Source organism: Caballeronia choica (genome assembly GCF_001544535.1).
In the GTDB taxonomy this organism is placed as follows: domain Bacteria; phylum Pseudomonadota; class Gammaproteobacteria; order Burkholderiales; family Burkholderiaceae; genus Caballeronia; species Caballeronia choica.
On sequence record NZ_FCON02000113.1, the window covers coordinates 1 to 25,338 of the forward strand.

Consider the following 25,338-nt stretch of genomic DNA (forward strand, 5'->3'; position numbering starts at 1 on the left):
TGTTCAACGTTCTGAAGAACGGCTGTCAGGTCGAAGAGCTGCAGTTGGGCACGATTGAACGACTCGAGCGTGCGTTGGCGCTGTTTCTTGTGGTGGCTTGGCGTGTGACCTATCTGATGCGGCTGGGCCGGACCTGTCCTGATTTGGACGCGCATCTGTTCTTCGATCCCGATGAAATTCGGGCCGCCCACTTGCTCACGAAAACGCGTATGCCTGTGCAACCCAAGCTCAACGAAGTGTTGCGCTTGGTCGCTCGCCTCGGCGGTTTCCTCGCTCGCAAGGGCGATGGCGAACCCGGCGCGGAGACAATCTGGAAGGGGCTCACAAAAGTTCATATCGCCGCGGAAACCATGCGCTTATTGCGCGATGACGGTGATGCCGACATTTCTGTATAACGACATGCCCTAACGGGCCGTCCCCGCCTCTTCCACTGATGGGTATCCGCGACGGCGACGAAACGTGATGGCGCGGTCGGCACGCGCCCAGCACGCTGATTTCTCGCTGATACGCCAAACTTGTCGGCCATGACGCGCAGCCTCGCCCGACACTATCTTGTGTGCAATGAGGGCGCAAGGCTAATGCCTCGCACCGGCGAGGCATCGAAAGGTCGCCCTGTCCGACGACACGCCGGATAGGATCGGCGCGCCAAGGTCCGTTAGCTGTGCGGAGCCGACGCTCAAATGTCCGTCTGAGAGCTTGATCGAACGACCATACATGGCCGATCCCGGTCTGTCGTAAAACTGGCGAAGCGGTGCGCCTTTGATCGGCCCCGCGTCCGGCAGAAGTCGACCCTCTGCCGCCGTTCGGACGCGTTGCGGCGTCAACGGCGGCTTCCAAGGGGCACCGGTCATTCGTAAGGCGAGCCGGATTAGGTATTTTATCGAGAAGGGAATCGATATCATCCTTGCGTGCGGAACGCCAAGCTCGGATGCCGTTTCTAAACCGCTGTAGATTCGTTGAGGTGCTGTAAGCATAGGCATCCGTGATACGTCTATAGGCGTGGTCGTGATTGACTCGCGCGCTTCTGCTACGTCATCTTCAGCCGATAACCTATGCCCCGGATGGTAAGAATTTGGTCTTCGCCGATCTTCTGACGCAAGCTATTTACATATACCTGTATCGTATTGCTTTCTGGCTCTGGTCGCTGCCCGTACACCAGTTTTGCAAGCTTTGCCCGGCTAGATACGCGAGCAGGCTCTTCCATTAGGGCCTGCAGTATCGCGAACTCCCGAGGCGTAAGATGCAACGGATTGCCGTCTTTGCTAGCCTCGTGTGCAGCCGGATCCAGTGTCAGTCCGCCGTGGATATACACCGTCTGTTGGTGGTCGACACGCCGGCGCAAGAGCACGTGAACGCGCGCCGCGAGCTCGTCATAATCGAGTGGTTTTCTCATGAAATCGTCGGCACCAGCGAATAGGCTTCGAATCCCGTCCGCACCCGCGTCGCGTTCGGTCAGGATGAGTATCGGCGCTAGACCGCCCGCTTTACGATAAGTCTCTAGCATCTCGATTCCGTTCAATCGCGGAATGTCCAGCGCTAGCAGCACCAGATCGTGAGACTCGCGAAGCAGCGCCTGCCTCGCCGCCTCCCCATCCCGTTTCCAGTCGATCGTGTATGTCGCGCGGCGCATCGACGCAAGCACCGTCTCAGCGACCGTGTCATCCGCTTCCACCAAAAGCAGTCGCATCCTGGTCTCTCACCGAACAACGATTCAATACCCTTCGCGCCGGCAAGCAAGTCCAAGCGCTCCGGATGCGTGGAGACATACATAACGTCGGCTTGCCAGCGTTGATCTGTCAGTTTATCCGCCAACCCAACTGCTCGCCTTGGGGCGCAGTGAGAAAGGCTAGCCCTAATTTCGCCGAACTGCTCCACTGTTGCAAAAGGCAATGTCGCATCAACCGGTTAATAAATAAGATGGCGAGTCGGCGAAAAAGAATCGCCATGAAAAAACGGCCCAAGCGCGATGCTTGAGCCGTTCCGGGCGCCGAGGTGGCGCTGTTTGGCTGAAATAGAACTTTCTACTCGTCAGCCTTGAAATACTACGAAAAAGCGCTCCGGATGTGACGGCAAACAAATGGGGACACATCGCAACATTCAAAGGTTCGCATGCCCCGTCACGTCCAAGATGCCAATTAGAACTTGTGGCGGATGCCGACGATCACGATTTCCTGGTGGCTGCTGCCGCTCAAGTAGCCAAAGTCGGAGACGGAAGCTTGCGCGGTCGAGGTCGTCGTGCCGTCCGCATTCTTCTGCGTACCGCTCGCGTGTTGATAAGCCGCGAGAGCAAAAACGTCGGTACGCTTTGACAGCGAGTAATCGCTGCCCAGGCTGGCCTGGTGATACGTGGCCGACGTGTCGCCGTGAGCATGCGTGTACGTGTAGCCCAGGCCCAGCAGCAGCGCCGGCGAAAGCTGCCAGTTCACGAAACCGTTGCCGACATCGAATTTTTCGTACTGGTTGAAGAGCGAATTGCCGTCGTTCTTGTACTGTGCGTTGCTGTACGAAGCACCGAACGTGAACGGGCCGAACGCGTATTGGGCCGCAGCACGAGCGATACCGATTGCGCTAGCCGTCTGGTAGCCGATGTTGATCGGCGTGTTGAACAGGCTGTCCGACGACGGGCTGTTCCAGCCGCCACCAGCGGGGGTCGGACGGCCTGCGGACTGATTGTTCGCATAGAGGTAGCTGGCCGCGATAGCAAACGGGCCGTTGTTGTACGTCGCGGCCCCACCCCAAGTGTGGCCTTGACCCGTCGTGGTCAGGTTGCTGAAGCCATAGATGCCTTCGACCTGGAAGCCGGCGTAGTTCGGCGAAACGTACTTGACAGCGTTGCTCACGCGCAGCGAGTTGTCGTAGTTGTCGATGTCGCCAGGCGTTGCCATGAGGCTGCCGAAGTAGTTGTCACCCGTGATGCCTTGAACCATGTCGACGGACGGGTCGTACTGGCGACCCAACGTCACCGTACCGAAGGTGTCGCTGGTCACGCCCACGAACGCCTGACGGCCGAATTCGCGGCCACTCTGGTTCAACTGGCCCGTCCCCGGGTCAAAGCCGTTTTCCAACTGGAAAATTGCCTTCAGGCCACCGCCCAGGTCTTCTTGACCCTTCAGGCCCCAACGACTGCCCGACAGGGTGCCGTTTTGCGTGCCCCACCGATGGTTGCTCGCTTGGTCAGCGTTGCTGACATACGAGAGGCCGGCGTCGATCACGCCATACAGTGTCACGCTGGATTGCGCCTGTGCTGCGCCGGCGGCGCCCAGCAATGCCAGCGAAACAGTCGCCATTGTTGTCTTGTTCATCAACAGATCTCCGCCGAAAGGGTAAGTGTTTAGAAGCGGAATGAAGAATAACTCCTTGTTAGCAGCCTTTCATAAAAAGTCGCATTTTTGCAACACTTCGACATGCTGCGGCGCGGAAGGCCGACCTTGCGTAAAACTCCCGATCTGCGCTGTGAATGCGGTCTTCGCGACTCCTTTTAATAAGACCTCAACATTCCCCACTTGTGGGAGCTGAACATCCGCGCACCGATTTTTGGCCATGATCTTTGCGCGCTCGTCGATCACGGATGTGCCACGGTCGCAGTTGGCGGTCAGGCGTCTGTTCCACGAGATGAAAACGACATCTTAGCGGCCGACTTATCCCACTGGCCTTCGGCCGATGCTGGCCGAGTCCGGTCAAACGATGAAACGACCGGCCGCGCGTCGTCGCTCGGGTCGCGACCGTCGCAAGCCGACCCACTGCGGACGTCGGACGACGCCCTGCTTCAACGGTTGCTTCCAAGCTGAAGCGGACGTTCGTCTCGCGATGGCACTCATCCGGGAGGACGGCTTGCGCGCGCCCAACGGCTGTAAAGGATCAATCTAACTACTCAAAATCGCAAATACATGCCAGCTCCCGTTCAACGTCCCTAAGCCAGGCGGCCGCGCATTTTTAAATGCGCTCAGTTTGTCGCAAGACCTACAAGACGCAATTCATTTGTCGCGCTTCGGCTAATCCGATTTACGGTTTTCACATCCTGCAGATCGGGTCGAAACTGTTCAGGCGGGATGCCATATTTTGCTGTAGCCCAACGTTCCGCAGCTTCGACATCGTCGCCGAAATCGATTCCGGCCACCGGCTTTAGGACTGCGAGTAAAGGGGCGGGCTCGGTTAGGAAGGGATGCCCCGCTAGAATTAATGCTTGTAGTGCTAGTGACGCACTTTTTTGGTGCTGTGCGCCATAGCGCGCAATCATAGCTTGGGCAATTATACCGAAAGCATTCGCGAGCGAATTGGCCGACTGCGAACTCTTCGCCCGCATTATCTGCAAATGTAGGTCCGAAGCGGTGGCGCCCATTTCTTTTTGATCGTTAAGTCGCACTACCACATCTGCATAGGGTCGCGCGAGCCAAAAGTTTTCATCTCGCGCCCATAAGAGCGCTTTTAATGCTGCAGCTTCTGCGTTGAGATCCGCAGCGTTGGGAAGACTAGCAATTACCAATGAATAGGCGCCCAAGACCTCGTCAACCTCATCATATCTTGACAAATTCTGCAGTCGTGTTCGCAACATCGGAAGCGCTTCCTTCATTTCGACTGGGTCGCGAAGTAGTACTGCCGCCTCCGCAAAAATCACTTCTCCCCACCCTCTGTCTACAAGTGGCAGTCTTCCCATTTCCTCGAGAAGATAGTCTAGCGCCTTCCGAAGCCCGGCTTGACCGGATAACCGCGTCATTACATCCACATAAGCACGCGCGCAAAAACGCTCGGAGGGAATACTGAGCCACGGACTGGCGAATATACGCAGATTGGATGCCGTTCCTGCAAGATTTTCCGTGTCAGACAATTGCGATGCCAACGTGGCGTAAAGCGTCGTTAGCACCTCGTGCCGCTTAATTTCGGGGGATGTTCGCAATTCTGCGAGCAGCGCTTCGGCCTCCGACTTCCGGTCGCTTTCCGGTAGTCGTGACGCAATGTATGAGTACGACCGTCGAAGAAAGTCTATGTATGGTGCGGTGTAAGATGCTCGCTCTGCGTTGGTCCTTAGGAACGCTGCCGCGGCTTTGAGAGAACTCGCATCGTTAATTTGCGCGGCAACGGCGGCATAAGCTACGATGGGAGCTCCGAAGTCCATGTTGTCGCTACGGGGCTCCCTCAGCACCGCCGCGCGTAGAGCCGCTAACTCAGATATTTTCCAAGCCGGGTCCTTAATGCGCGCCAGAATAGCGATGTATGACTCGAAAAACTCATCGCTAATGCGAGGGCCGTCGTCAACGATGCGGACGCGCATATCTATTGCGGCCTTGTATAGTTCGGTCGAATTTTTCGATCGTAAAACCATTTTTGCATAATACGATGCAACATCCGTCACCGTGTCGTTAAATTTGTCTGGAGTTGATAATCTCTTTTCCAAAATTGTACGCAGTGCACCAGCAGCAGTGTCAATGCCCCTGGCATCGTCGATACGCATTGACACGTCGTAGTAGTTTCTGAGAAGTAGGTCCGCCCAATATTCGTTCGAATTTTGTAGGGCAGCAAGTAAATCCGCTGCCACTTCTCGGGCACGGTCCGGCTCCAGACCAACTTGCGCTAAGGGCCAACGACTGCGAGCGGCGCGCTCGAACTTTCCGTTATCCTCTGTTATGAGTTGATACACTCGCTGCCGTAGTCGATCTGGCGCGCCCCAAACCGTCAATACTGCGTCACGCTCACCGCTGCCGCCAAAGCGATCGACGATCCGATTGGCTTCAGCAGTGATTAATCTTTCACTATTCCAGGCGTGTATCTCAGCGCCAACGAGTGCGAGACAGACGACGAGAATGCTTGGCTTAAGCGCGCTAGCTCGTGCGTAGCTTGCTGCGTCGCCAAATTTTAAACGCCCACGGGCCCGTTCCCAGCTTATACGCGCCAAAGTGCCCATTGGTAGCAGCGCAGCCCATTTGCGTTTCCAATCCCCGGCAGCATGGTCGTACTGAGCCCTGCCTTCGCGCAAAGCCACCGACCAGCGGTCGGTCTGTCGAGCCTCTGCTAAAACAGCCCGAGCTAAGTAGTCGTGATCCAACTGCCATGCGCTGCCGCTACTGACAGTCTCGGCTGGGCGGACCACCTCGCCTCGCTGTAGCGAATCAAGAACAGATTTCGCTCGCGTTTCATTTTCGGCGATTTCCACGAGCTCAGTGAACGAAGCGCGTTTTGCTTTCGGCGGCTGATTCGGGCCACCTGGCAAAATAAGCGCCGCCAGCATTGCTCGCGCGACTTCTCTCCCCGCGGCTCCGCCACCGGCTGTGTCCCCGGCTCTGCTAATTGCACGCGAAATGAAAAGCGCTTCCACTCCTCGTAGGCCGCCAGCGACGCGATAGTGCCGAGGAGTGAGCAGGGGCAACTGTCGCAATCCGAGTAGAACCGTGCGAACCTGCTGCATTAGCACTGCGCCTTCGGCTTTCAGATCAAGTTCAAGGCGCTCGCGCAAGTCCTGCCATCCGCCCTCCGAATTGCTGACGGTCGATGGCGTTACTGTGTCGGGCGCGATGTTTTGTAAAAGTGGTCGGAGGTATTCCGAATCGACGCGGGCTAACGTGCGCGCAACCGCACTTTCGTCGAGAAAACGGATACAGGTCAAGCCAGAGGCCGTGTCGGCGCGGGCGACGACCAAAACGTGTATCCGAGATTCGCGTAGTCCTATGCTCACTAACTCCCAGAAGCGGTTTTTCTTTGCCAGTGCTGATGGAGATAGCCAATTGCCATTTTCATCGAGAAAGTGCTCGCGATGCCGCGCTTGGTAGTCGTCGAATTGATCCGCGATTAGAAGCGGGCGCCTTCCAAGAACACTGAGAACGCTTTTTAATCGTGTATTGAGTTCAGCTGCTAAATGAGGCGCGTCCGCTGCGAGGTCCGATGCGGCCTTCCAATTCATGCTCTCGCGGTCGCTCGGCAAAAGCGCTTGGAATAACGCATCGAGCAATGCAGCCAATGGGCCTCGCACCCAGTCATCGCCCCAGTCTCGAATTTCGACCGGCAGAAGCCCGAGTTTCTGATTTAGGGTTGGAACAAGGCCGGCATTGATTAAGGCAGACTTCCCGCAACCCGACTCCCCGTCCAGTAACACGAGTCGGTTCTGGTTGACGGCGGCGATTAATTTTTTAAGGTCTTCCGTACGGCCGATGAGGGTCTCGGGCCCCGTAGGACGCAATATGAATGCGTCAGGTTGTTCAAGTCGGCTTGCTTTGGCGAATCGACGGAACCCGCGCCAGATAATCAGTAAAAGACCGATAACGAAAATTCCAGCGATGCCTGTTTCCATCCAAGGACGGAGATGTAAATCGGCCGCGACGGGGTGTAGGGTTTTCGTAAGCACCGCCCAAATAGACGCGGGTACCCCAACAAAGGCTACTATCGTCTGGACGATCCCCTCGCCTGTTTTCAACCATTCCGTAAGGCGCTTGAGGTCCATACCGCCTCTCCCGAGAGTGGCATTTTGTTTGCATAAACATAGACGGCCAGAATAGCATCTACTGAACTTGCACCGATATGGTTGATACCTGCGATTTCCTCCTTCAGTCTTTTTTCGACATCCATGACGAACGCCTTCGACGCTTGCTCTTCTATGGAGCGTGTGACAACAGACTTTATCTCCTCCGCGTCGCCCTTCGAAATAGCCTTTTGAATAGAGTTGAAAAGATTTCTTCGAATTTCGCGCTTAAAGTCAGTAAATCGATTTTCTGAATCCATGATTTTTAGCCGATCGTATCTCCCGCGTTCGTTCTTCTCTCGTTGAAGATAATTTGTGATCCCGGCGACTGAGCCGGCGAAAATGATAAACAAGAATATCGTGGACTTGGCGGTGTCTATAAACCCTATAAACCCACCATGTGACGTTTCGCAGCAAGAAAAGGGACATAACGGCGAACACGATGAGCGTAAATGGCCAGTTCGCAGATGCGTTTTTACTTAGTTGTCTGAATACACGGTCGATGTTGAGCAATTGTGCCATGACGTTCTCCTGCGCTTCATGACGTACCAAGAGCGACCAAGCGCGCATGCAGCCAAGTTGCCTGTGGAGAAAGGCCGTAGGCACACGTAAGCACCACCGCTCGACCGATTCCCGATAAGGGTAGTGCATGCACTGAGAGAAGGCTTGGAATTTTTTTGGTTCGGCAGCCGACGTTTCGCGATCGTTTTCGCAGCACGAGGATCGCCCCTGTGATCGGGTTGAAAAACAGAACCACTCGCGAGCCCTGCTCGAGTCTTTGTTAGCGACCGCTTTATCTAGTCCAGCATCGCATGGACGGGGTAGATTAGCGAGGGGAGGTAACGCTGCCATATGCCCAAACATCTGCGAAGTGCCGCTAACTGAGTCCTGCCATTGTTCGTCAGTTCCTTGCCCCTGAGCGGCTGGTTCTGGGCTCGACCAACGTCCGCGATGGCCGATTAGAAACACTTTGCCCTAGGCTGGTGAACGACCGAATCCGGACTGAAGTCGACGCCTGAATGACCGAATCATGGGAAGAGCGAATGAGGGCGGCTGGCCGATCGCAGCCCGATGCTCACTGGTGTCTGGGCTCGCGTTGCGCCCGTCGTGCGGAAGGCCGCCGCCGACCTCGGTCGGTCGCTCGGTGAGGGCGACCTCGACGGCGGCTTCCAATCGAGACGTCGCCCAGCGCTCGCAGCGAGTCCCCATGCATTTCCGCTTCGGCCGCGATGAATTCAGGCGAGCCGATGGAATTGATTCGGTTCGGCTTGCTTTTTGGCTTTCGAATAGCACCGATGGTGTAACGACCGCCACTTATCGCTGCATTTTCGAAGAAACGCGCATGAGATCGCCGCGGTACCGAGCAAGGTGAGCGCACTGGGCTAAACGGACAATTTGCCGGTCCGCAACCGCCAGTTCGCATCGAACTACGCGATATCCGAAGAACGGGCGGTGCGGATGCACAGATCAGAGACGCACCCGCAATCCGACCCGAAGCCGTCAGCAGCGCGGATACCGGCCGGATGAGCGGCAACTGCGCGCCGCGGGGACGAGCGAAAAACGTAGCGCCGTGCGATGGCGCCCATTGCGGCGCAGGACACTAGTTCGAAGGAGACCCCGTCGACGCGCCCTGTGTGGTGACCGTTCACGGTTACACAGCGGTTACACGTGCCAGAAAAAGACAAAAGGGTTACACGCAAATGCGCTGTAACCCTTTGATTTGATTGGTTGCGGGGGAAGGATTTGAACCTTCGACCTTCGGGTTATGAGCCCGACGAGCTGCCAGACTGCTCCACCCCGCGTCTGAAGAATTAAATTATAGCTGAATTCCGATGGCGAAGGCAATCGGAACTTCACGCTTGCTTCGAATCAATCTCCGCAGGCTCAAGTCGCCGACGCGCGCCGCCCGAGCGCATACCCTTCTGCATCGTCACGGGCTGCGTCGACGCAACGCTGATGCTCACGCGACAACCTGTTCAGCAACGGCAGCAGCACGATCGCGACCAGCGCCCCGCCCGCCGCAAGCCAGCCGAGCCCGAAGAACAGTTGCGTGTACATCGGCAGCGATTGCAGCGGATCGAGGTTGCCGGCGGGCATGCGCGCCAAATTCGCAACGACGCTGCCCAGGTACTGCGACACGCCCGTCGCGACGAAATACGCGCCCATCATGAAGCCGCTCATGCGCGCGGGCACGTAGCGCGCGATCATCGCGAGGCCGAGGCCCGAGACCAGCAGTTCGCCGAGCGAATACAGCCCGTAGCCGCCCACCATGAACCACGACGACACACGCCCGTCCACCGCGTGCTGTCCGCTCAAGCCGAACACGAAGAAGCCGATCGCGACGACGAGAAAGCCGAGTGCGTACTTCGCCGCGACCGGAATGTCGCGCCCGCGAGCGGCGAGCCGCGTATAGGCGAACGCGAGAAGCGGGCTCAGCAACATGATCCAGATCGGATTGAGCGCCTGGAACTGCGCGGCGCTCCACGTGAAGAGCGGCACGCCGAAAAGCGAGAACGACGGATCGACGTTGCGCAGCGCAAAGAGCGTGAGCGAGGTCGACATCTGCTGGTAGAACACGAAGAACAGGATCACCTGCAGCGTCAGGATCAGCGCGGCCATGAGGCCGGCGCGCTCGCTGCGGTCGCACTTCACGAGCATGTACGCGAAGATCGCGAGAATCGCGACGCCCGCCGTGTACACGCAGGCGACCGCCACCGCCTTGTGCTGGAGCACGAACACCGTCGATGCCGCCAGCGCCACGCCACCCGCGACGACCGCGAAGAAGCGGCCCCAGTGCATCGGCTCGTTGTCGGGCGCGGAGCCCACGTGTGCGAGCGTGCGGCGCATCAGCACGAAGTTCAGCATCCCGAGCAGCATGCCGCCGCAACACACGGCGAACGCGGCGTGCCAGCCCCAGTGGTCCTTGATCCACGGCGTTGCGAGCATCGAGAAGGTCGAGCCGATGTTGACCGCCATGTAGTAGATCGTGAACGCGCTGTCGATGCGGGCGTCGTCGCCTTCGTAGATGCGGCGCACGAGGTTCGCCGCGTTCGCCTTGAATAGCCCGTTGCCGACGACGATCACGCCGAGCGACGCATACATGAAGCCGAGCGCGTCATTGGGCAGCGCCAGCATGAAATAGCCGGCCGCGAGCACGAGCGCGCCGATCGCCATCGTGCGGCGTGCGCCGAGGACCTTGTCGCCGATCCAGCCGCCGATCGACGGCGACGCATAGACCAGCGCCGTGAACGCGCCCCAGGTGAGGTTGGCGTGATCGTCGGCGAAACCGATCTTGTCGATCATGAACAGCACGAGAAGCGCCGCCATGCCGTAATAGCCGAAGCGCTCCCACATCTCGATCAGGAAAACCGTCGTGAATGAGCGCGTCTGCGATGGCCCGGAGGTGTGATTCGTCATCAGGAAAATCTCAAGGATAGTGAGGCGTGCCGGATTCAAACCGGCGCTCTGAAAAGACAGAGCCGACTCGAGGAAAATAATCGGTGACGCGCACGCGATAAAGCGGCCGATGCTCGGAGCTGCCGATGCGCGCGCCGGATACCAAAAAAACGCAATTATCCCTGCGGTCGCGAACCGACGGTGGTTTGCGAGGCGCAAGACACAATATTCGAATATCGGGGGATCGAGTGCGTGGTATCGACGCGACGAATGCGACGATTGGCGGAAACACAGCGGGACGGCGTGCGGCAAGACGGCGCAGCCCTGACGGAACAATTAACTTTCATTGACCTTCCAGACTTGGCCGCCCATTCCGGTGTGAATGGTCGGCATGATTTACGACTGAATACGCAGAGGATCGCTCCGCACATTTTCATCACAATTTAATAATCGCACGGTTGATGCGATTCACCGGAAGCGGCATTTTGTTTTGGATTATCGGCGGGGTCACTCGGGGAATGCCCCTACGCTGCTTATATTCGCTCTTATATTCGTTTATACCCAATAACAATTAATTATCGATATTGGGTTCGAGGCATTACGCCAGATTAAGCCGCCGGACGCCGCACGAAAGCAAGCATTACGCCGAAGCCGATCATCAGCGTTCCGCTCACGCGATTGAACCAGCGGAATCCGCGTGCGCCATTCGCCACCGAGCCGAGCCGCGCGCCCAGCGCCGAGTAAATCGCGATCGCGACCAGTTCCAGCAGCAGGAAGGTCGCGCCCAGCACGGCGAAACTCATCGCGTAGGTCGACCGGTCGACGAGTTGCGGGAAAAACGCGGTGAACACGAGAATCGCCTTCGGGTTGCCGGCCGCGACCCAGAACTCCTGCTTCGCCAGCTTGCCGAGTCGCGCGGGCGTGCGCTCGCTCGCGACATCCGCGCGTTTGGCGACCAGCGCCGGGCCCGAGCGGAGCAATTTCACGCCGATCCAGACGAGATACGCCGCGCCGGCGAACTTGATCAGCGTGAAGAGTGTCTGCGACGCCATCAGCAGCGCACCGAGTCCGAGTCCTGCGATCGCGATCATGATCGCGAACGCCAGCAGGCGCCCGAACGACGCGAGCACCGACATGCGCACGCCGTCGCGCGCGCCGTTCGACAGCGACAGCACGTTGTTCGGCCCGAAGGCCATGTTGATCGCGAAGCACGCGGGCACGAATAGCGAGAAAGTCTGCAGCGACATCTGCGTCACCTACGTTGTGGCAAACAGACCATAACGCTAGCAGATTCGCGCCCGGCCGGCCTCAGAAACGATGCCGGATGCCGGTTGCGATCATCAACTGATTGCGGCCGGTCGCCGGGTCGTTGGTGTTGATGACCGCCGGCGCGCCCGACGACGCACGCTGATAGATCGATTCGAGATAGACGTCGGTGCGCTTCGAAAGCAGGTAGTCGGCCTGCAATGCGCCCTGGTGCCAGTGCGCGCCGCCGCCGTTCGTGTACACGTACATGCCGGCGAGCGCGATCGCCGGCGTCAGTTGATAGACGCCGTTGATCTCGTAGTTGTTGAGCGCGATCGAGCTTTCGGCGTCGCCGGTGTCGGCGTTGATCACGCCGGAGTTGATCGAGCGCGAGAAGGCGCCGGCCAGCGTGAACTCGCCGATGGCAAAGCTCGTGCCGACGCCGAAGGTGTTCTGGCGTTGAACGATGGCGGGGAAGACGGTGCTGTCGGCGCCGGGCAGGTTCATTGGTTCGTACGCGCCGCCGGTCGTATTGCCGCGGCCGTTGTTGTGCAGATACGCCGCGCCCGCGTTGAACGGACCATTCGAATAGTTCGCGCCGACGCTGTACGCGCGGTTGTTGGCGAACTGCCCCGCCGCATTCGAGAACCCGTACAGGCCGCCGAAGCTGAAGCCGCCGTAGTTCGCACTCGTGTATTTCACCGAGTTGGCGGCGAGGAACGAGTTGTTTGCGTTGTCGTTGTCGAACGGATGGGCGAACGCCGTGCCACCGGTGCCGCCCGTCAGCGTGAAGGGCGCGAAATAGTCGTGGATCGAATCGTACTGGTGGCCGAGCGTGAGCGTCCCGAGCGTCTCGGTGCCGAGGCCGACATAGAACGGGTGGTCGTTGAAGCCTTCACCGGTTGCGACCGAATATCCGCGCTCGAGCCGGAAGATGGCTTTCGCGCCGCCGCCGAGGTCCTCCGTGCCCTGCAAGCCCCAGTAGCTGCCATCGATGACGCCCGACGTGAGTTTGTACAGTGCGTGGTCGCCGACGTTGTTCACATAGGCAAGGCCGGCATCGAGTTCACCGTAGAGCGTGACGGAACTCTGCGCGCAGGCCGCGCCGCCGGCGAGCGCGAGCAAAGTCGCGCAGATGACGTGGCGTTGACGGACGTTCGTTCGAATTCGCATGCCAATTCCTCCAGATGTTGACCAACACAAGGAACAGCTTGCCGTGAATGATAGTGATTTCCGTTCTCAAAATGAATAAATGCTTTCTTGAATCTCACAAACCGCGATTTCCTCTTTACGTTTGGTGAAGCACAGCGCCTGATGTGTTGCGTCGGCGCATCAGGCCGAGGATCAGCCACGTTTAGTCAGACAAACGCCGCTCGTGCGCGCCACCAGACAATTACGTTGAAAAAAAATCCATCAACTGTGCATTCCCCGATACGCTCTGCGACAGGAATAATCAGGTGATTCGCTCTCCCGTCCGGCCAAAAAAACCATGAAAAACGATTCCGCTTCGCTCGACCATCCGCACGACTCGAAGAAAATTCCCTGCCCCGTCGTCGTGCCGTTGTCCGCCATCCTTCCGGAAGAACCGCTGCTGATGATGGGCGCCGGCCCGGTTCCGATTCCCGACGCGGTCGCCAAGGCGAACGGCGTCGTCATCAACCACCTCGGATCGACGATGGCGACCGTCATCGGTCAGGTCAAGGCGATGGCGCGCTACGTGTTCCAGACGCAGTCGAAGTGGGTGATGGGCGTCGCGGGCCCCGGCTCGGCCGCGATGGAAATGGCGGTCACGAATCTCGCGTGGCCGGGCACGCGCATGCTCTGTGTCTGCAACGGCTTTTTCAGCGAGCGCATGGCCGAGATGGCGCGGCGCGTCGGTGCCGACGTCGAGTTGCTGAAGATCGAAAGCGGCCGGGCGGCCGAGACGGCCGAAGTCGCCGAAGCCATCGCGCGCTTTCGTCCGGAAATCGTGACGATCGTGCAGGGCGAAACGTCGAATACGGTGTGGAACCGCAATCTCGCCGCGATCGCGGCGGTGGCGCGCGAGGCGGGCGCGCTGGTCGTCGTCGATGCGGTCTGCACGTTGAGCACGATGCCGCTGCCGATGGACGAATGGGGCATCGACGCCGTGATCACCGGCGGGCAAAAGGGACTGTCGTCGATTCCGGGCGTGTCGCTGCTCGCGTTCTCCGATGCCGCCTGGCAGCGCATCAAGTCGCGCCCCGCGCCGCCCGTGCACTGGTGCCTCGACGCATCGCTCGCGGAGAACTTCTGGCACAACGCTTCGTATCACTACACCGCGCCGGTGTCGGGCGTGCTCGCACTGCACGAGGCGCTGCGGCTCGTCTGCGCGGAGACGCTGGAGCGGCGTTTCGCGCGCCACCTGAAGTGCTCGAACGCGCTGCAGGCCGGCATCGAGGCGCTCTCGCTCAAGCTTTACGTCGCGCGCGAAAGCCGGCTGAACTCGGTCGTGGGGATCGAATTGCCGCAGGGCCTGTCCGGCGCCGATGTCTGCGCGCATATCTCGCGGCGTCACCATGTCGAGATTGCGGGTTCGTTCGGCGCGCCGATCGTGCGCATCGGGCAGATGGGCGAGCAGTGCCGCGAGCATCACCTGTTCCGGACCGTGCACGCGCTCGGGCGCACGATGCTCGATCTGGGCGTCAAAGTCGACCTGCCCGCGGGCGTCGCGGCACTGGAGAAGTCGCTGGCGGCGGCGTAACTGGCTTGGAGAGATGGGTGAGCAGTTGGCGTGAGCGTTTCGGGCGTGAACGGTAAGATCACGGGATTCCAACCCTCCGATCGATCACCGGCATGCCTCTCACTCACACGAAAGCGATCGTCACGGGCCACACGCGCGGACTCGGCGAGGCGATCGCCGAAACGCTGCTGTCGCGCGGCATCGACGTGCTCGCGCTGGCACGCAAGACCAACGCCACTTTGGCCGCGCGCTTCGCCGGCAGGCTCGAAGAAGTGGAACTCGATCTCGCCGACTTGGCGAGCGTCGAACGCTGGCTCGCCGGCGATGCGTTACGCCGATTCGTCTCCGGCGCCGACACGGTGCTGCTCGTGAACAACGCGGGCGTGCTGCAGCCGGTCGGGACGCTCGAACAGCAGGACGCGGGCGCCATCGCACGCGCCGTGAGCCTGAACGTCGCGGCGCCGCTCATGTTCGCGAGCGCGCTAGCCGCCGCGAGCGTCGACGCGAAGGACCGCCGCATCGTGCACGTATCGAGCGGCGCGGCACGCAACGCGTATCCCGGCTGGAGCATCTATTGCGCGACGAAGGCCGCGCTCGACCACCACGCGCGTGCCGTCGCGCTCGATCACAACCGCGCGCTGAGGATTGCGAGCGTCGCGCCGGGCGTCGTCGATACGGACATGCAGGGCGAGATTCGCGCGACCGGGCTGGAACGCTTCCCGCTGCGCGAGAAATTCGACGCACTCAAGCGCGACGGCCTGCTCGCAACGCCCGCGCAATCGGCGACGAAGCTGGTCGATCATGCGTTGAGCGAGTCGTTTGGCGAGACGCCTGTCGTGGACGTCCGCGAGTTGCCTTGACTCACAGCTCAAACCCGGCTCAAACCCGATTCAAACCGCGTCGGGCAGGAACGCCTGACGCGATAACGCATCGGCGCTCGCATTCCGGTGGCGCGGAATCCAGTGCAGATGAACGTCGCCGAGCGCCTCGATCAGCCGCCGCGCCTCTTGCGCATGATGCGCGAGCGCGAGCGCGCCGGCGTGGCTGCGCACGTCGTCGATGACGACCCGGCTGTCTCCATAGATCACGAGCTTGTCCGCCCGCCGATGCAGCGCCGCTTCGAGCACGGAAATCAGCGCGAGATATTCGGCCTTGCTGCTGTCGCCGTGACCGGCCGCGGCGCTGATCTCGGTCACGTCGCCATGCGGGCTTTTCAGCAACGCGCCGATGCCGATCCTGCCCGGGTTCGGCATCGCGGAGCCGTCGAACCATGCGAGCCACGCGCCCGGCGGATGCTCGTGGGATTTCCGGAGCACGCGCGGCGGACGGTTCTCACGCGCCTTCGATGCCTCGTGCGCCTGCGCTTTCGCGAGCCGCCGCGCATGCACCAGTTCGCCGAGCGGCTGCCCGCCCGCCGCCTTTTCCAGCGTCCGCACGAGCGCTTCATGCGCGGAGATCGACGCGCCCTTCGCCAGGCGGCGGCTCAGCGCCCGCTCCCTCTTGTACGCGATGGAAACCAGTTCTTCGAAATCGATCATGGACGAGCGCTTGCGGGACGAACGGCGAGCTTAGCAAAAAAGCGCGGCGTCGATCTGCGTCAACGCATCGCCCGAAAGCCCGGCGCTTCAGGCGGTGACAATGGGAACGCGCGTTGCTGAAAGCGAAGCAGACGGACAGAAGGTTCGTCAACTTCACAAGGAGTCACCATGAGCACCCTAACTTCTTCCACATCCGGCGAAGCCACCATCGTCGGGAAAGGCGCCGCGACCGCCGACGGGCCCGGCCCGGACGTGATGGCGGCAAGCACCATCGATGGCAACACGGTCGTCAGCAGCGACGGCGACGACGTCGGTTCGATCAAGGAAATCATGCTCGACGTGCGAGCCGGACGCGTGGCCTATGCGGTGCTGTCGAGCGGCGGCTTTCTCGGCATGGGCAACAAGCTGCTCGCCATTCCGTGGAGCGCCCTCACCCTCGACACCGACAACAAGTGCTTCCGGCTCGCCGCGACATCGGATCAGGTTCGCAACTCGCCGGGATTCGACAAGGATTCGTGGCCGTCGATGGTCGATCGTCAGTGGGCGAGTTCCGTGCACCAGCACTACGGGCGCGAGCCTTACTGGGAAGAGAACGTGAGCAGAACCGGCGCGATCGCGCCATCGGACCTCGGTGCGCCGGAAGCGGGTGGCGTGAAGCTTTGATCTTCAACACGCTGCCAAGCGGGCGATGCGCAAGGACGCCTGTCGGGTGCATCCCGGCGGGCGCCGGTTGCACTGTGGGCTTATTTGCCGGAGTGGGAGTTCGCGTGGCCGAACGGGAGATCGGCGAAATCGACATCGCCCAGGAGCGCGGCCAGCACGTCGTTGGCGAAATCTTCCACTGCGACATGCCATTCGACCGATCCGACCGGAAAGTCGTTCGGGCTTGTCTTGCCCTGCGCTTTTCGGATCGCACCGATGCTGATGCTCAACGCGCGCGCCCGCTGAAAGTGCGGATCGTCGGACTCGGAGACGGGATCGTGATTGTTTTCCATGAATGCTATTTCGGCACGAGCCCGCTGGAACTTTAGCGGGTTCGAAAATAATTTCTGACGGGCAAAGTATACGGGATGCCAGCCGGACTGCCTTTTTACGCCCGCACGCTCGTTCGCCGTCGTGGGGCACTGCGCATGCAAGCCTATGAAAATCTCGCGGGAAATTCGGGAGTCGAGGCTTATGAAATCCTGCGCGAGGGGATTCGCGTCCGGTTCAATGGCGGCGCCACTTATCTTTACGATTACCGGATACCGGGACGCGTTCACGTCGACGAAATGAAGCGGCTTGCACTCGCGGGACGTGGATTGAGCACGTATATCGCGCGATTCGGCGGGGCGTATGCGCGGAGGCTGGATTAGGGTTGGGTATTTTCAATACCGCGCCATTCGGATCGATGTCGGCAGCCGTGCCGATCATGAAACGCCAATCGCCAGGTCAGCGCCCGATATGACCATCACGGTGCGCGTGGCGAGCCTCCTATCCATGTCGTATCCGGTCTCCGCGCAACCTCCAGGCTTCGTGCCGCTTCATTAAACGCAAGTCGACCGTTTGGCTATCGGAACCGTCCGGCTCTGCGGATTTTTCGGAAATATCGTGTATTTCCCGCGCGGGACTCGCACGAGAATCTTAGCGTGATCAGGCTACGAATCCGTTCCCAGCCGTCATGACGCACGAGAGGCACCGGAGTACGACACACCGAGGTGTAACGCGATCAATCTGTTCAGCAGACAGGATAAAAAACATGTCCAACACGCAAGCCAACACGACATCCACGAGCATCACGTCGGTCGGAGGTTCCATGCTCTCCGGCTCGATTTCCACCAGCGCTTCCCCGATCATCACCGGCACCGGCACGCCCGGCAGGAACGTCGAACTGTATGACGGTGTGCGCTATCTCGGCTTTGTCAGAGTCGACGCAAGCGGCAACTGGTCGTTCTCCCCCCTCACGCCGCTCAAGCCGGGGGTTCATTCGTTCTCGGCCGTCTGCCTGGAAGCGGACGGGGCATACGGGGAGATGTCGGCGCCATTCAACACCGTGGTTCCCGGCGGGACGGGCATCATCGTTGCCACGGAAGCACCGACGATCGTCGCGGCCGTCGACAATGTCGGGCCGGTGCAGGGCGTCGTCCCTCCCAACGGCCACACCGACGACACGCGCCTCATAATCCAGGGAAGCGGGCATCCGGGCGACATCATTCACCTCTACGACGGGAATGTGCTGCTCGGCTCGTCCGTCGTCGGAAGCAACTCGTTATGGTCGTTCAGGCCCGACACCCCGCTCGCGTCCGGGCCGCATCAGTTCGCGGCCACCGCGACGGGCCTCGGCCAGAGCACGAGTGTGAAGTCGAACGCGCTCGCACTGTCCGTCGATGCACCGCCCGCGCCGCAAGTGCCGTCGATCGACAGCGTGAGAGACGATTTCGGCGCGACCACGGGCACGATCGCGCCCGGCGGCCGAACCGACGATACCAAGCCGACCCTGAGCGGCCATGGCCGGCCGGGCGACCTCGTCACGGTCCACGACAACGGCGTGGAAATCGGCTCGACGACGATCAACGCGAGCGGCGCGTGGACCTTCACGCCCGCGACAACGCTCGCGAGTGGCACGCACGACTTTTCGGCCATCGCTTCGAGCAACGGGCAGGCGCCGAGCCCCGCTTCGAACCACTACGCGGTCATCGTGATCGCCCCCCTTGCCCATCCCGCGATCACGGGCGCCATCGATACCGATACCGGCGCCGCCCATTCGCACATGAGCCATACGACGGACGCCCCCGTGATGATCCACGGCACCGGCATTCCGGGCGACGTGCTCGCCGTCTACGACAACTTCCCCGGCCAGCCGGACGCGGCCCACGCGGGCACGGGCGCCGTCGCGAGCGTCACGGTCAAGGCCGACGGCACCTGGAGCTTCTACGACGACGGCCTTCTCCTTGGCAAGAATCAGTTCTTCGTCCAGAGCATGACGTCGGGTGCGGCCTCGGCGGAATTCGTGTTGTACCTCGACCTGCCGGTCGCGCAAACACCGCAGATCACGAATGTGCTCGACGACTTCGGCCCGAAGACCGGCAACGTCGCGCCCGGCGGCACCACCGACGACGTCACGCCGACGCTGCAAGGCAGCGGCCACGCGGGCGATACCGTCTACGTGAGCGATGGGGCGACGCTGCTCGGTTCCACGACGATCGGTGCGAACGGAAGTTGGGCGTTCACGCCTGCAAGGGCGCTCGCGAACGGCCCGCATGATTTCACGGCGACCGCGTCGGGCAACGGCTACGCGGCGAGCACGGCGTCCGGTCACTACCCGATCACCATTGCACCCGATCCCGTGCAGACCGCGCACACGCCGGTCATCACGGCGGTCTTCGACAGCCTGGAGCACACGAACGTGGCGCCAAGCGATGGCACGGCCGACACCCTTCCAACGCTGATCGGCACGGGCGTCTACGGCGACACCATCACCATTTACGAGGGTGACAGGCCGATCGGCTCGACGGTCGTCAGTCAGGGAAGCGGCTTCTGGTCGTTCGTGCCGACGGTACCGCTCTTCGAGGGCAAGCACGACTTCACGGCCGTCGCTTCGGGTAACGGCCAGAGCCCGAGCGCGGCGTCGAACCAGTACACCATCGTCGTCATGGCGCCCGAGCCTGTCACGAGGGCGGAAACGCCGGTCATCACCGGCGTTCATGATGACGTCGGCCCCGTGCAGGGCAACGTCATGCCGGGCAAATCGACGGACGACGCCATGCCCACCATCAAGGGCACCGGCCACGCGGGCGACAAGATCAACCTGTACGACAGCGGGCACTACATCGGCTCGGCCAAGGTCGACGCAAGCGGCAATTGGTCATTCACGCCGAGGTTGCCACTGAAATACGATGTCCACGACTTCAGCGCCATCGCGGTCGACCGCGACACGAAGGATTTCAGCGCCGAGTCGAATCATTATGCGATCACTGTTATCGAGCCACTGCCGGCGCTCAGGCCCGATATCGACAGCATCGTCGACCACGTCGGCCTGATCCAGGGCAACCTCGCAAACGGCGGCATCACCGACGACACGAGGCCAAGTTTCTTCGGCTATGGGCACCCGGGCGACGTCATCACCGTGTCGGACAATAGCGCGGTGATCGGCTCGGCGATCGTCAACACCAACGGCAGCTGGACATTCACGCCTTCCCTTCCGCTCGCCAATGGCAACCACATCTTCGACGCGATCGCTTCAGGAAACGGGCAGGCCGCCAGCCCGACGTCGAATCACTTCCTGATCACGGTTGATGCAACGAAGCCGCCGGTTCCGACCATCGACGGCGTTCTGGACAACGTGGGTCACGTTCAGGGAAGCATCGCGTCCGGCGGCACGACCGACGACACCAAACCGGTTTTCCACGGCAGCGGCAGGCCCGGCGACATCGTTTCGGTCGAGGACAATCACGGCACGGCGATCGGCTCAGCCAAGGTAGCCAGCAGCGGCCATTGGACCATCAGCCCGGCTAACCCGCTCGCCGACGGCGCGCACGACTTCATCGCGTATGCGATCTCACCGGCTGGCGTAAAAGGCGACGCTTCGTCGGCGTTTGCGGTCACCGTCGCGCCCGATCCGCTGCCGGTTGCGGACATGCCGCTCATCATCGGCGTGATCGACAATGTCGGCACGACGCAGGGCGATATCCACGCCGGCGGCACCACCGACGATACGACGCCGACGCTCAACGGCTATGGCAACGCGGGCGACGTCATCACGGTGTCGGACCATGGCGTGGCGATCGGCTCGACTGTCGTGAAGGGCAACGGCGTGTGGATCTTCACACCGGCTTCCGCGCTCGAAGCGGGCGCGCATGATTTCAGCGCGGTCGCGTCGGGGAATGGGCACAGTGCGAGTGCTGTGTCGAATCACTATACGATCGATATCGTGACCGAAGCGGCACGCCTCGCGGGCGGCGCAAAAGCGACGGGCTTGTCTCTCGCGGACTTGCTGGACTGGAGCGAGCCGGACCTGTTCGCGCATGACGCCAAGGGTTTAGTCGTTGGCGGGAAGTCTGCCGAACAGATCGACTTGGGGAATACGGCGTTGGCGGTTGGTACGGAGGGTCACGCGCAGCATGTCGGCGGGGCAACCCATGCGACGGATGAACACCTCGGCGCGCAAATGGAATGGCTTGCGCAGCAGAATGTCGGCGTGAGTTTGCATTGAAGCGGCGGCATCGCTCTCGTTGAGGACGCTGCGTGTCCCCTCTCGATCCGGGTCGAAACGCAGTAGAACGCTTCAAAATGCAAAAATCCCGCGAATCGAAAATTCGCGGGATTTTTTAATGGAAGCCAGTTTGGCGGAGAGACGGGGATTCGAACCCCGGATAGGTTTGACCCTATACACGCTTTCCAGGCGTGCGACTTAAACCGCTCATCCATCTCTCCGGCAAGACGCAGAGTATATCAAACTCCACCACCCGCGCCACCCCCGGCCTACGGGTGCCGGATATAGTCCACGAGTGCGCGCGTATAGGCATCGGGCTTGCGATCGAAGAGACTCACCGCGATCGTCGCGACGAAGCCCGCCGGCACGCCGAACACACCCGAACTGATCGGCTCGATGCCGAACCAGCGTCGTCCGGCGAACCCCGTCATCGCCGTGAAAAACGGATACGTCGACACGATGTAATAGACGCACACGACAAGCCCCGCCACCAGCCCCGCCACTGCGCCGCGCTTCGTCGTGCGCTTCCAGAACACGCCCAGCACGAGCACCGGAAACAGGCTCGACGCCGCCAGCGAAAACGCCGCCCCCACCAGGAACAAAATGTTCCCCGTATTCAGCGACGCCACATACGACGCAAACAGCGCGACGCCGAGCAGCAAGATCTTCGATATCGTCACGCGCCGCTGGCTCGTCGCCGTCTTGTCGACCATGCAGTAATAGACATCGTGCGAGAGCGCGTTCGCGATGGTGAGCAGGAGGCCGTCGGCAGTCGAAAGCGCCGCCGCCAGCGCGCCCGCCGCGATCAGCCCCGAGATCACATACGGCAGTCCGGCAATCTCCGGCGCCGCCAGCACCACCATGTCCGGCTGCATCTGGATGCCGGCCCAGCGCACGATGCCGTCGCCGTTGATATCGCTGATGCGGATCAGGTACGGCTCGACCTTGCGCCATTGCATCACCCATTGCGGCAACTCGGCGAACCGATGGCCGACGACGCCCGTCAGGATCTCGTACTTGATCAGTACCGCGAGCACCGGCACCGTCACGTAGAACAGCGCGACGAAAAACAGCGTCCAGCCGACCGAGCGCCGCGCCGACGCCACCGAGGTCGTCGTGTTGTAGCGCGTCAGGATGTGCGGCAGGCTCGCGGTCCCAAGCGACAGGCACAGCAGCAGCGACAAGAAGTTGCGCTGATGCACCCGCCGACTCTCTTCGTCGGCGGCCGATGACGAAGCCGAAGTCGACGCGGGAAACGCCTGCGCCATCGGCACCGGCGCGGCGACGCGTTCGAGCAAAGCATCGCGCTCGCGCGTCCACTTCGCGAGCGCATCGGCGGGGTCTTTGGGAAAGGACGCAAGCTCGCGCTCGCGTGCGCTGATCTCGCGCAGCGGCCCGTTGTGCCGGCGCAGTTCCGCGATTTCGTGAACCAGCCGCGCGTACTCGCTGCGAAACGACTGCGGCAAGGTATCGATCCGCACCTGGACCTGCGCGGCCTGACGCCGATAGTCGCCGCGCACGCGCGCTTCATCGGGCGATGCGGCCACCTGGCGCTCGAGCGCTTCGACGCGTTCCATCACGCGACCGTAGTTCAGTTGCGGCAGCCAGCCGAGCCCTTCGCGCTGCGCGATCATCGATACCGGAATCAGCATCGCGCTGATCAGGATGATGTACTGCGCGACCTGCGTCCACGTGACGGCGCGCATGCCGCCAAGAAACGAGCACACGAGAATGCCCGCGAGTCCGCAGAAAATCCCGATCGCGAAATCGATGCCGATGAAGCGCGACGCGATCAGCCCGATCCCCTGGATCTGCGCGACGAGATACACGAACGAACACAGGATCGCCGCGAACGCGGCGAGGCCGCGCACGAGATTGCTCGAAAAGCGCGTGCCGAGGAAGTCGGGGATCGTGTAGCGCGCGAGCTTGCGCACGTACGGCGCGAGCAGGAATGCGACGAGGCAGTAGCCGCCCGTCCAGCCCATCACGTAGGCGAGGCCGTCGTAGCCGGTCGCGTAGATCGAGCCCGCGAGCCCGATGAACGAAGCGGCCGACAACCAGTCGGCGGCCGTCGCCATGCCGTTGAACGCCGACGAGACGCGCCGCCCGGCGACGTAGTACTCGACGAGATCGGACGTGCGCGACAGGAGCCCGATCACCGCGTACACCGCGATCGGCACGAACAGGAACACGTAGCCGATCCACGTGCCGGGGCCGGTCACGCGCTCGATGCGCGCCATCAGGTAGATGAACAGAAAGAAGCCGAGCGTGTAGAGCGCGTAATAGACGATGAGGCGGTTGGTGAGCTTCATCGGTCGCCGGCTTCGGTGGCGTCGGCGGCGCGCAGCAGCCGCGCGTCCGCGAACTGCATGAGTACGATGTAGATCACGATCAGCGCGACATAGACGAGGATCGCACCCTGCGCGCCGAAGTAGAACGGCAGCGGAAAGCCGGCGACGCGCACGTCCTCGAAACGCGACGCCATCAGCGGCAAGCCGAACGACACGCTGAAGCCAATCGCCATCAGCACCGCGATCAGCACGACATTGAAGCGCCAGTAGGCGCGGTGCGCGCGCGCCATCGCCGCGGATACGGGAGGCGGTTCAGGCAGGCTTTGGAGAGGGGTGTCGACGGGCATGCGACTGTTTACCAAAACCACGCTGCGCCGGCAATCAGGATCGACCGCTGCAACCGAAAACGGCCGCCCAAGGGCAGCCGTCGTTCGATGCTGAACCGTTGAAACCGCTTAACGCGCTTCGCCGAGCTGATCGAGGATCGCGGGATTTTCCAGCGTCGATACGTCCTGCGTGATCTCCTCGCCCTTCGCGAGCGAGCGCAACAGGCGCCGCATGATCTTGCCCGAACGCGTCTTCGGCAGGTTCTCGCCGAAGCGGATGTCCTTGGGCTTCGCGATCGGGCCGATCTCCTTCGCGACCCACGCGCGCAGTTCGTTCGCGATCCTCGTGCTCTCCTCGCCTTCCGGACGCGATTGCTTGAGCACGACGAACGCGACGACGGCTTCGCCCGTCGTATCGTCGGGACGGCCCACCACCGCCGCTTCCGCGACCAGCGGATTCGACACGAGCGCGGACTCGATCTCCATCGTGCCGAGCCGGTGACCGGAGACGTTCAGCACGTCGTCGATGCGGCCCGTGATCGTGAAGTAGCCGGTGTCCTTGTCGCGCACGGCGCCGTCGCCGGCGAGATACAGCCTGCCGCCGAGTTCTTCGGGGAAGTAGCTCGTCTGATAGCGCTTCGGATCGCCCCAGACATTGCGCAGCATCGACGGCCACGGACGCTTCACGACCAGAATGCCGCCCTGCCCGTTCGGCACGTCCTGCCCGGTTTCATCGACGACCGCCGCCATGATGCCCGGCAACGGCAGCGTGCACGAGCCGGGAACCAGCGGCGTCGCGCCCGGCAGCGGCGTGATCATGTGGCCGCCGGTCTCGGTCTGCCACCACGTATCGACGATCGGACACTTCCCGCCGCCGACGTTCTCGTGATACCACATCCACGCTTCCGGATTGATCGGCTCGCCGACCGTGCCGAGGATGCGCAAGGTCGAGAGGTCGAAGCTCTTCGGATGCACCTTCGCATCCGCTTCCGATACCTTGATGAGCGAGCGGATCGCGGTCGGTGCCGTATAGAAGACCGTGACCTTGTGCCTGGCGATCATCTCCCAGAAGCGGCCCGCGTTCGGATACGTCGGCACGCCTTCGAACATGACCTGCGTCGCGCCGATCGCGGGCGGGCCGTAGGTGATGTAGCTGTGCCCCGTGATCCAGCCGATGTCGGCGGTGCACCAGAAGACGTCGTC

At 61.3% G+C, this 25,338-nt stretch carries 18 protein-coding genes and 2 tRNA genes; 6 read left to right on the forward strand and 14 right to left on the reverse strand.

All coding sequences use genetic code 11. The features are described 5' to 3' along the window. The coding region (locus AWB68_RS31990; protein ID WP_268810917.1) for an IS4 family transposase at positions 1–395 on the forward strand (395 nt) is incomplete at its 5' end. A gap of 632 nt (positions 396–1,027) precedes the next feature. Here the strand turns inward: AWB68_RS31990 and AWB68_RS31995 are convergent. From AWB68_RS31995 to AWB68_RS32025, 8 genes are all read right to left on the reverse strand, one after another. Further along, positions 1,028–1,687 (reverse strand): response regulator transcription factor, encoded by a 660-nt coding sequence (locus AWB68_RS31995; protein ID WP_087648315.1) that lies wholly within the window; start codon positions 1,685–1,687, stop codon positions 1,028–1,030. A gap of 448 nt (positions 1,688–2,135) precedes the next feature. After that, entirely contained in the window at positions 2,136–3,302 is a 1,167-nt protein-coding gene (locus AWB68_RS32000) for a porin (RefSeq protein WP_087648316.1), read from the reverse strand. 641 nt (positions 3,303–3,943) lie between these two features. Next, on the reverse strand, positions 3,944–7,429 hold the full coding sequence (locus tag AWB68_RS32005; protein ID WP_087648317.1) for an ATP-binding protein: 3,486 nt from the start codon (positions 7,427–7,429) through the stop codon (positions 3,944–3,946). Next, positions 7,399–7,707 carry a hypothetical protein gene (locus AWB68_RS47070; RefSeq protein ID WP_125483106.1) on the reverse strand — a complete coding sequence of 103 codons (309 nt, stop codon included), beginning with the start codon at positions 7,705–7,707 and terminating at the stop codon, positions 7,399–7,401. Before AWB68_RS47070 ends, AWB68_RS32005 begins: the two co-directional genes overlap by 31 nt. Positions 7,708–9,172: 1,465 nt before the next feature. Continuing rightward, positions 9,173–9,249: transfer RNA gene (locus AWB68_RS32010), tRNA-Met, on the reverse strand. Between the two features lie 82 nt (positions 9,250–9,331). Next, complete coding sequence (locus AWB68_RS32015) at positions 9,332–10,864, reverse strand: peptide MFS transporter (protein WP_087648328.1); 1,533 nt, start codon at positions 10,862–10,864, stop codon at positions 9,332–9,334. 587 nt (positions 10,865–11,451) lie between these two features. After that, positions 11,452–12,090: a LysE family translocator gene (locus tag AWB68_RS32020; protein ID WP_087648318.1), complete on the reverse strand. Its 639-nt coding sequence runs from the start codon at positions 12,088–12,090 to the stop codon at positions 11,452–11,454. A gap of 61 nt (positions 12,091–12,151) precedes the next feature. Further along, positions 12,152–13,261, reverse strand: a complete 1,110-nt coding sequence (locus AWB68_RS32025; RefSeq protein ID WP_087648319.1) for a porin — start codon at positions 13,259–13,261, stop codon at positions 12,152–12,154. 316 nt (positions 13,262–13,577) lie between these two features. Between AWB68_RS32025 and AWB68_RS32030 the strand changes: the two genes are divergently transcribed. After that, positions 13,578–14,810, forward strand: a complete 1,233-nt coding sequence (locus AWB68_RS32030; protein ID WP_087648320.1) for a pyridoxal-phosphate-dependent aminotransferase family protein — start codon at positions 13,578–13,580, stop codon at positions 14,808–14,810. Positions 14,811–14,902: 92 nt separating this feature from the next. After that, entirely contained in the window at positions 14,903–15,649 is a 747-nt protein-coding gene (locus tag AWB68_RS32035) for an SDR family oxidoreductase (RefSeq protein ID WP_087648321.1), read from the forward strand. A 30-nt stretch (positions 15,650–15,679) separates the two neighbouring features. Here AWB68_RS32035 and AWB68_RS32040 read toward each other — a convergent pair whose 3' ends face one another. After that, positions 15,680–16,327, reverse strand: coding sequence for a ribonuclease HI family protein (locus AWB68_RS32040; protein ID WP_087648322.1), 648 nt, complete (start codon positions 16,325–16,327; stop codon positions 15,680–15,682). A gap of 168 nt (positions 16,328–16,495) precedes the next feature. Between AWB68_RS32040 and AWB68_RS32045 the strand changes: the two genes are divergently transcribed. Beyond that, positions 16,496–16,990: a PRC-barrel domain-containing protein gene (locus AWB68_RS32045; protein WP_087648323.1), complete on the forward strand. Its 495-nt coding sequence runs from the start codon at positions 16,496–16,498 to the stop codon at positions 16,988–16,990. Between the two features lie 80 nt (positions 16,991–17,070). Here the strand turns inward: AWB68_RS32045 and AWB68_RS32050 are convergent, their stop codons facing one another. Continuing rightward, on the reverse strand, positions 17,071–17,322 hold the full coding sequence (locus tag AWB68_RS32050; protein WP_087648324.1) for a hypothetical protein: 252 nt from the start codon (positions 17,320–17,322) through the stop codon (positions 17,071–17,073). Positions 17,323–17,457: 135 nt separating this feature from the next. Between AWB68_RS32050 and AWB68_RS32055 the strand changes: the two genes are divergently transcribed. Beyond that, entirely contained in the window at positions 17,458–17,682 is a 225-nt protein-coding gene (locus AWB68_RS32055; RefSeq protein ID WP_087648329.1) for a hypothetical protein, read from the forward strand. A gap of 383 nt (positions 17,683–18,065) precedes the next feature. Then, entirely contained in the window at positions 18,066–21,518 is a 3,453-nt protein-coding gene (locus AWB68_RS32060; protein ID WP_087648325.1) for an Ig-like domain-containing protein, read from the forward strand. A 131-nt stretch (positions 21,519–21,649) separates the two neighbouring features. Here AWB68_RS32060 and AWB68_RS32065 read toward each other — a convergent pair. The 4 genes from AWB68_RS32065 to AWB68_RS32080 form a co-directional block, all read right to left on the reverse strand. Then, positions 21,650–21,739: transfer RNA gene (locus AWB68_RS32065), tRNA-Ser, on the reverse strand. Positions 21,740–21,787: 48 nt separating this feature from the next. Next, complete coding sequence (locus tag AWB68_RS32070) at positions 21,788–23,830, reverse strand: sodium:solute symporter family protein (RefSeq protein WP_087648326.1); 2,043 nt, start codon at positions 23,828–23,830, stop codon at positions 21,788–21,790. Then, positions 23,827–24,156 carry a DUF4212 domain-containing protein gene (locus AWB68_RS32075; RefSeq protein ID WP_087648327.1) on the reverse strand — a complete coding sequence of 110 codons (330 nt, stop codon included), beginning with the start codon at positions 24,154–24,156 and terminating at the stop codon, positions 23,827–23,829. Before AWB68_RS32075 ends, AWB68_RS32070 begins: the two co-directional genes overlap by 4 nt. A 108-nt stretch (positions 24,157–24,264) precedes the next feature. Continuing rightward, on the reverse strand, positions 24,265–25,338 hold a 1,074-nt coding region (locus AWB68_RS32080), incomplete at its 5' end, for an AMP-binding protein (protein WP_143281985.1).

Excerpts from the sequence above, each read along its gene's own strand:
- AWB68_RS32050 (WP_087648324.1), bottom strand. The coding sequence starts at position 17,322 with ATGGAAAACAATCACGATCCCGTCTCCGAGTCCGACGATCCGCACTTT.
- AWB68_RS32025 (WP_087648319.1), bottom strand. The coding sequence starts at position 13,261 with ATGCGAATTCGAACGAACGTCCGTCAACGCCACGTCATCTGCGCGACT.
- AWB68_RS32000 (WP_087648316.1), bottom strand. The coding sequence starts at position 3,302 with ATGAACAAGACAACAATGGCGACTGTTTCGCTGGCATTGCTGGGCGCC.
- AWB68_RS47070 (WP_125483106.1), bottom strand. The coding sequence starts at position 7,707 with ATGGATTCAGAAAATCGATTTACTGACTTTAAGCGCGAAATTCGAAGA.
- AWB68_RS32055 (WP_087648329.1), top strand. The coding sequence starts at position 17,458 with ATGCAAGCCTATGAAAATCTCGCGGGAAATTCGGGAGTCGAGGCTTAT.
- AWB68_RS32070 (WP_087648326.1), bottom strand. The coding sequence starts at position 23,830 with ATGAAGCTCACCAACCGCCTCATCGTCTATTACGCGCTCTACACGCTC.
- AWB68_RS32035 (WP_087648321.1), top strand. The coding sequence starts at position 14,903 with ATGCCTCTCACTCACACGAAAGCGATCGTCACGGGCCACACGCGCGGA.
- AWB68_RS32005 (WP_087648317.1), bottom strand. The coding sequence starts at position 7,429 with ATGGACCTCAAGCGCCTTACGGAATGGTTGAAAACAGGCGAGGGGATC.
- AWB68_RS32030 (WP_087648320.1), top strand. The coding sequence starts at position 13,578 with ATGAAAAACGATTCCGCTTCGCTCGACCATCCGCACGACTCGAAGAAA.
- AWB68_RS32060 (WP_087648325.1), top strand. The coding sequence starts at position 18,066 with ATGTCCAACACGCAAGCCAACACGACATCCACGAGCATCACGTCGGTC.
- AWB68_RS32075 (WP_087648327.1), bottom strand. The coding sequence starts at position 24,156 with ATGCCCGTCGACACCCCTCTCCAAAGCCTGCCTGAACCGCCTCCCGTA.
- AWB68_RS32015 (WP_087648328.1), bottom strand. The coding sequence starts at position 10,864 with ATGACGAATCACACCTCCGGGCCATCGCAGACGCGCTCATTCACGACG.
- AWB68_RS32045 (WP_087648323.1), top strand. The coding sequence starts at position 16,496 with ATGAGCACCCTAACTTCTTCCACATCCGGCGAAGCCACCATCGTCGGG.
- AWB68_RS32020 (WP_087648318.1), bottom strand. The coding sequence starts at position 12,090 with ATGTCGCTGCAGACTTTCTCGCTATTCGTGCCCGCGTGCTTCGCGATC.
- AWB68_RS32040 (WP_087648322.1), bottom strand. The coding sequence starts at position 16,327 with ATGATCGATTTCGAAGAACTGGTTTCCATCGCGTACAAGAGGGAGCGG.
- AWB68_RS31995 (WP_087648315.1), bottom strand. The coding sequence starts at position 1,687 with ATGCGACTGCTTTTGGTGGAAGCGGATGACACGGTCGCTGAGACGGTG.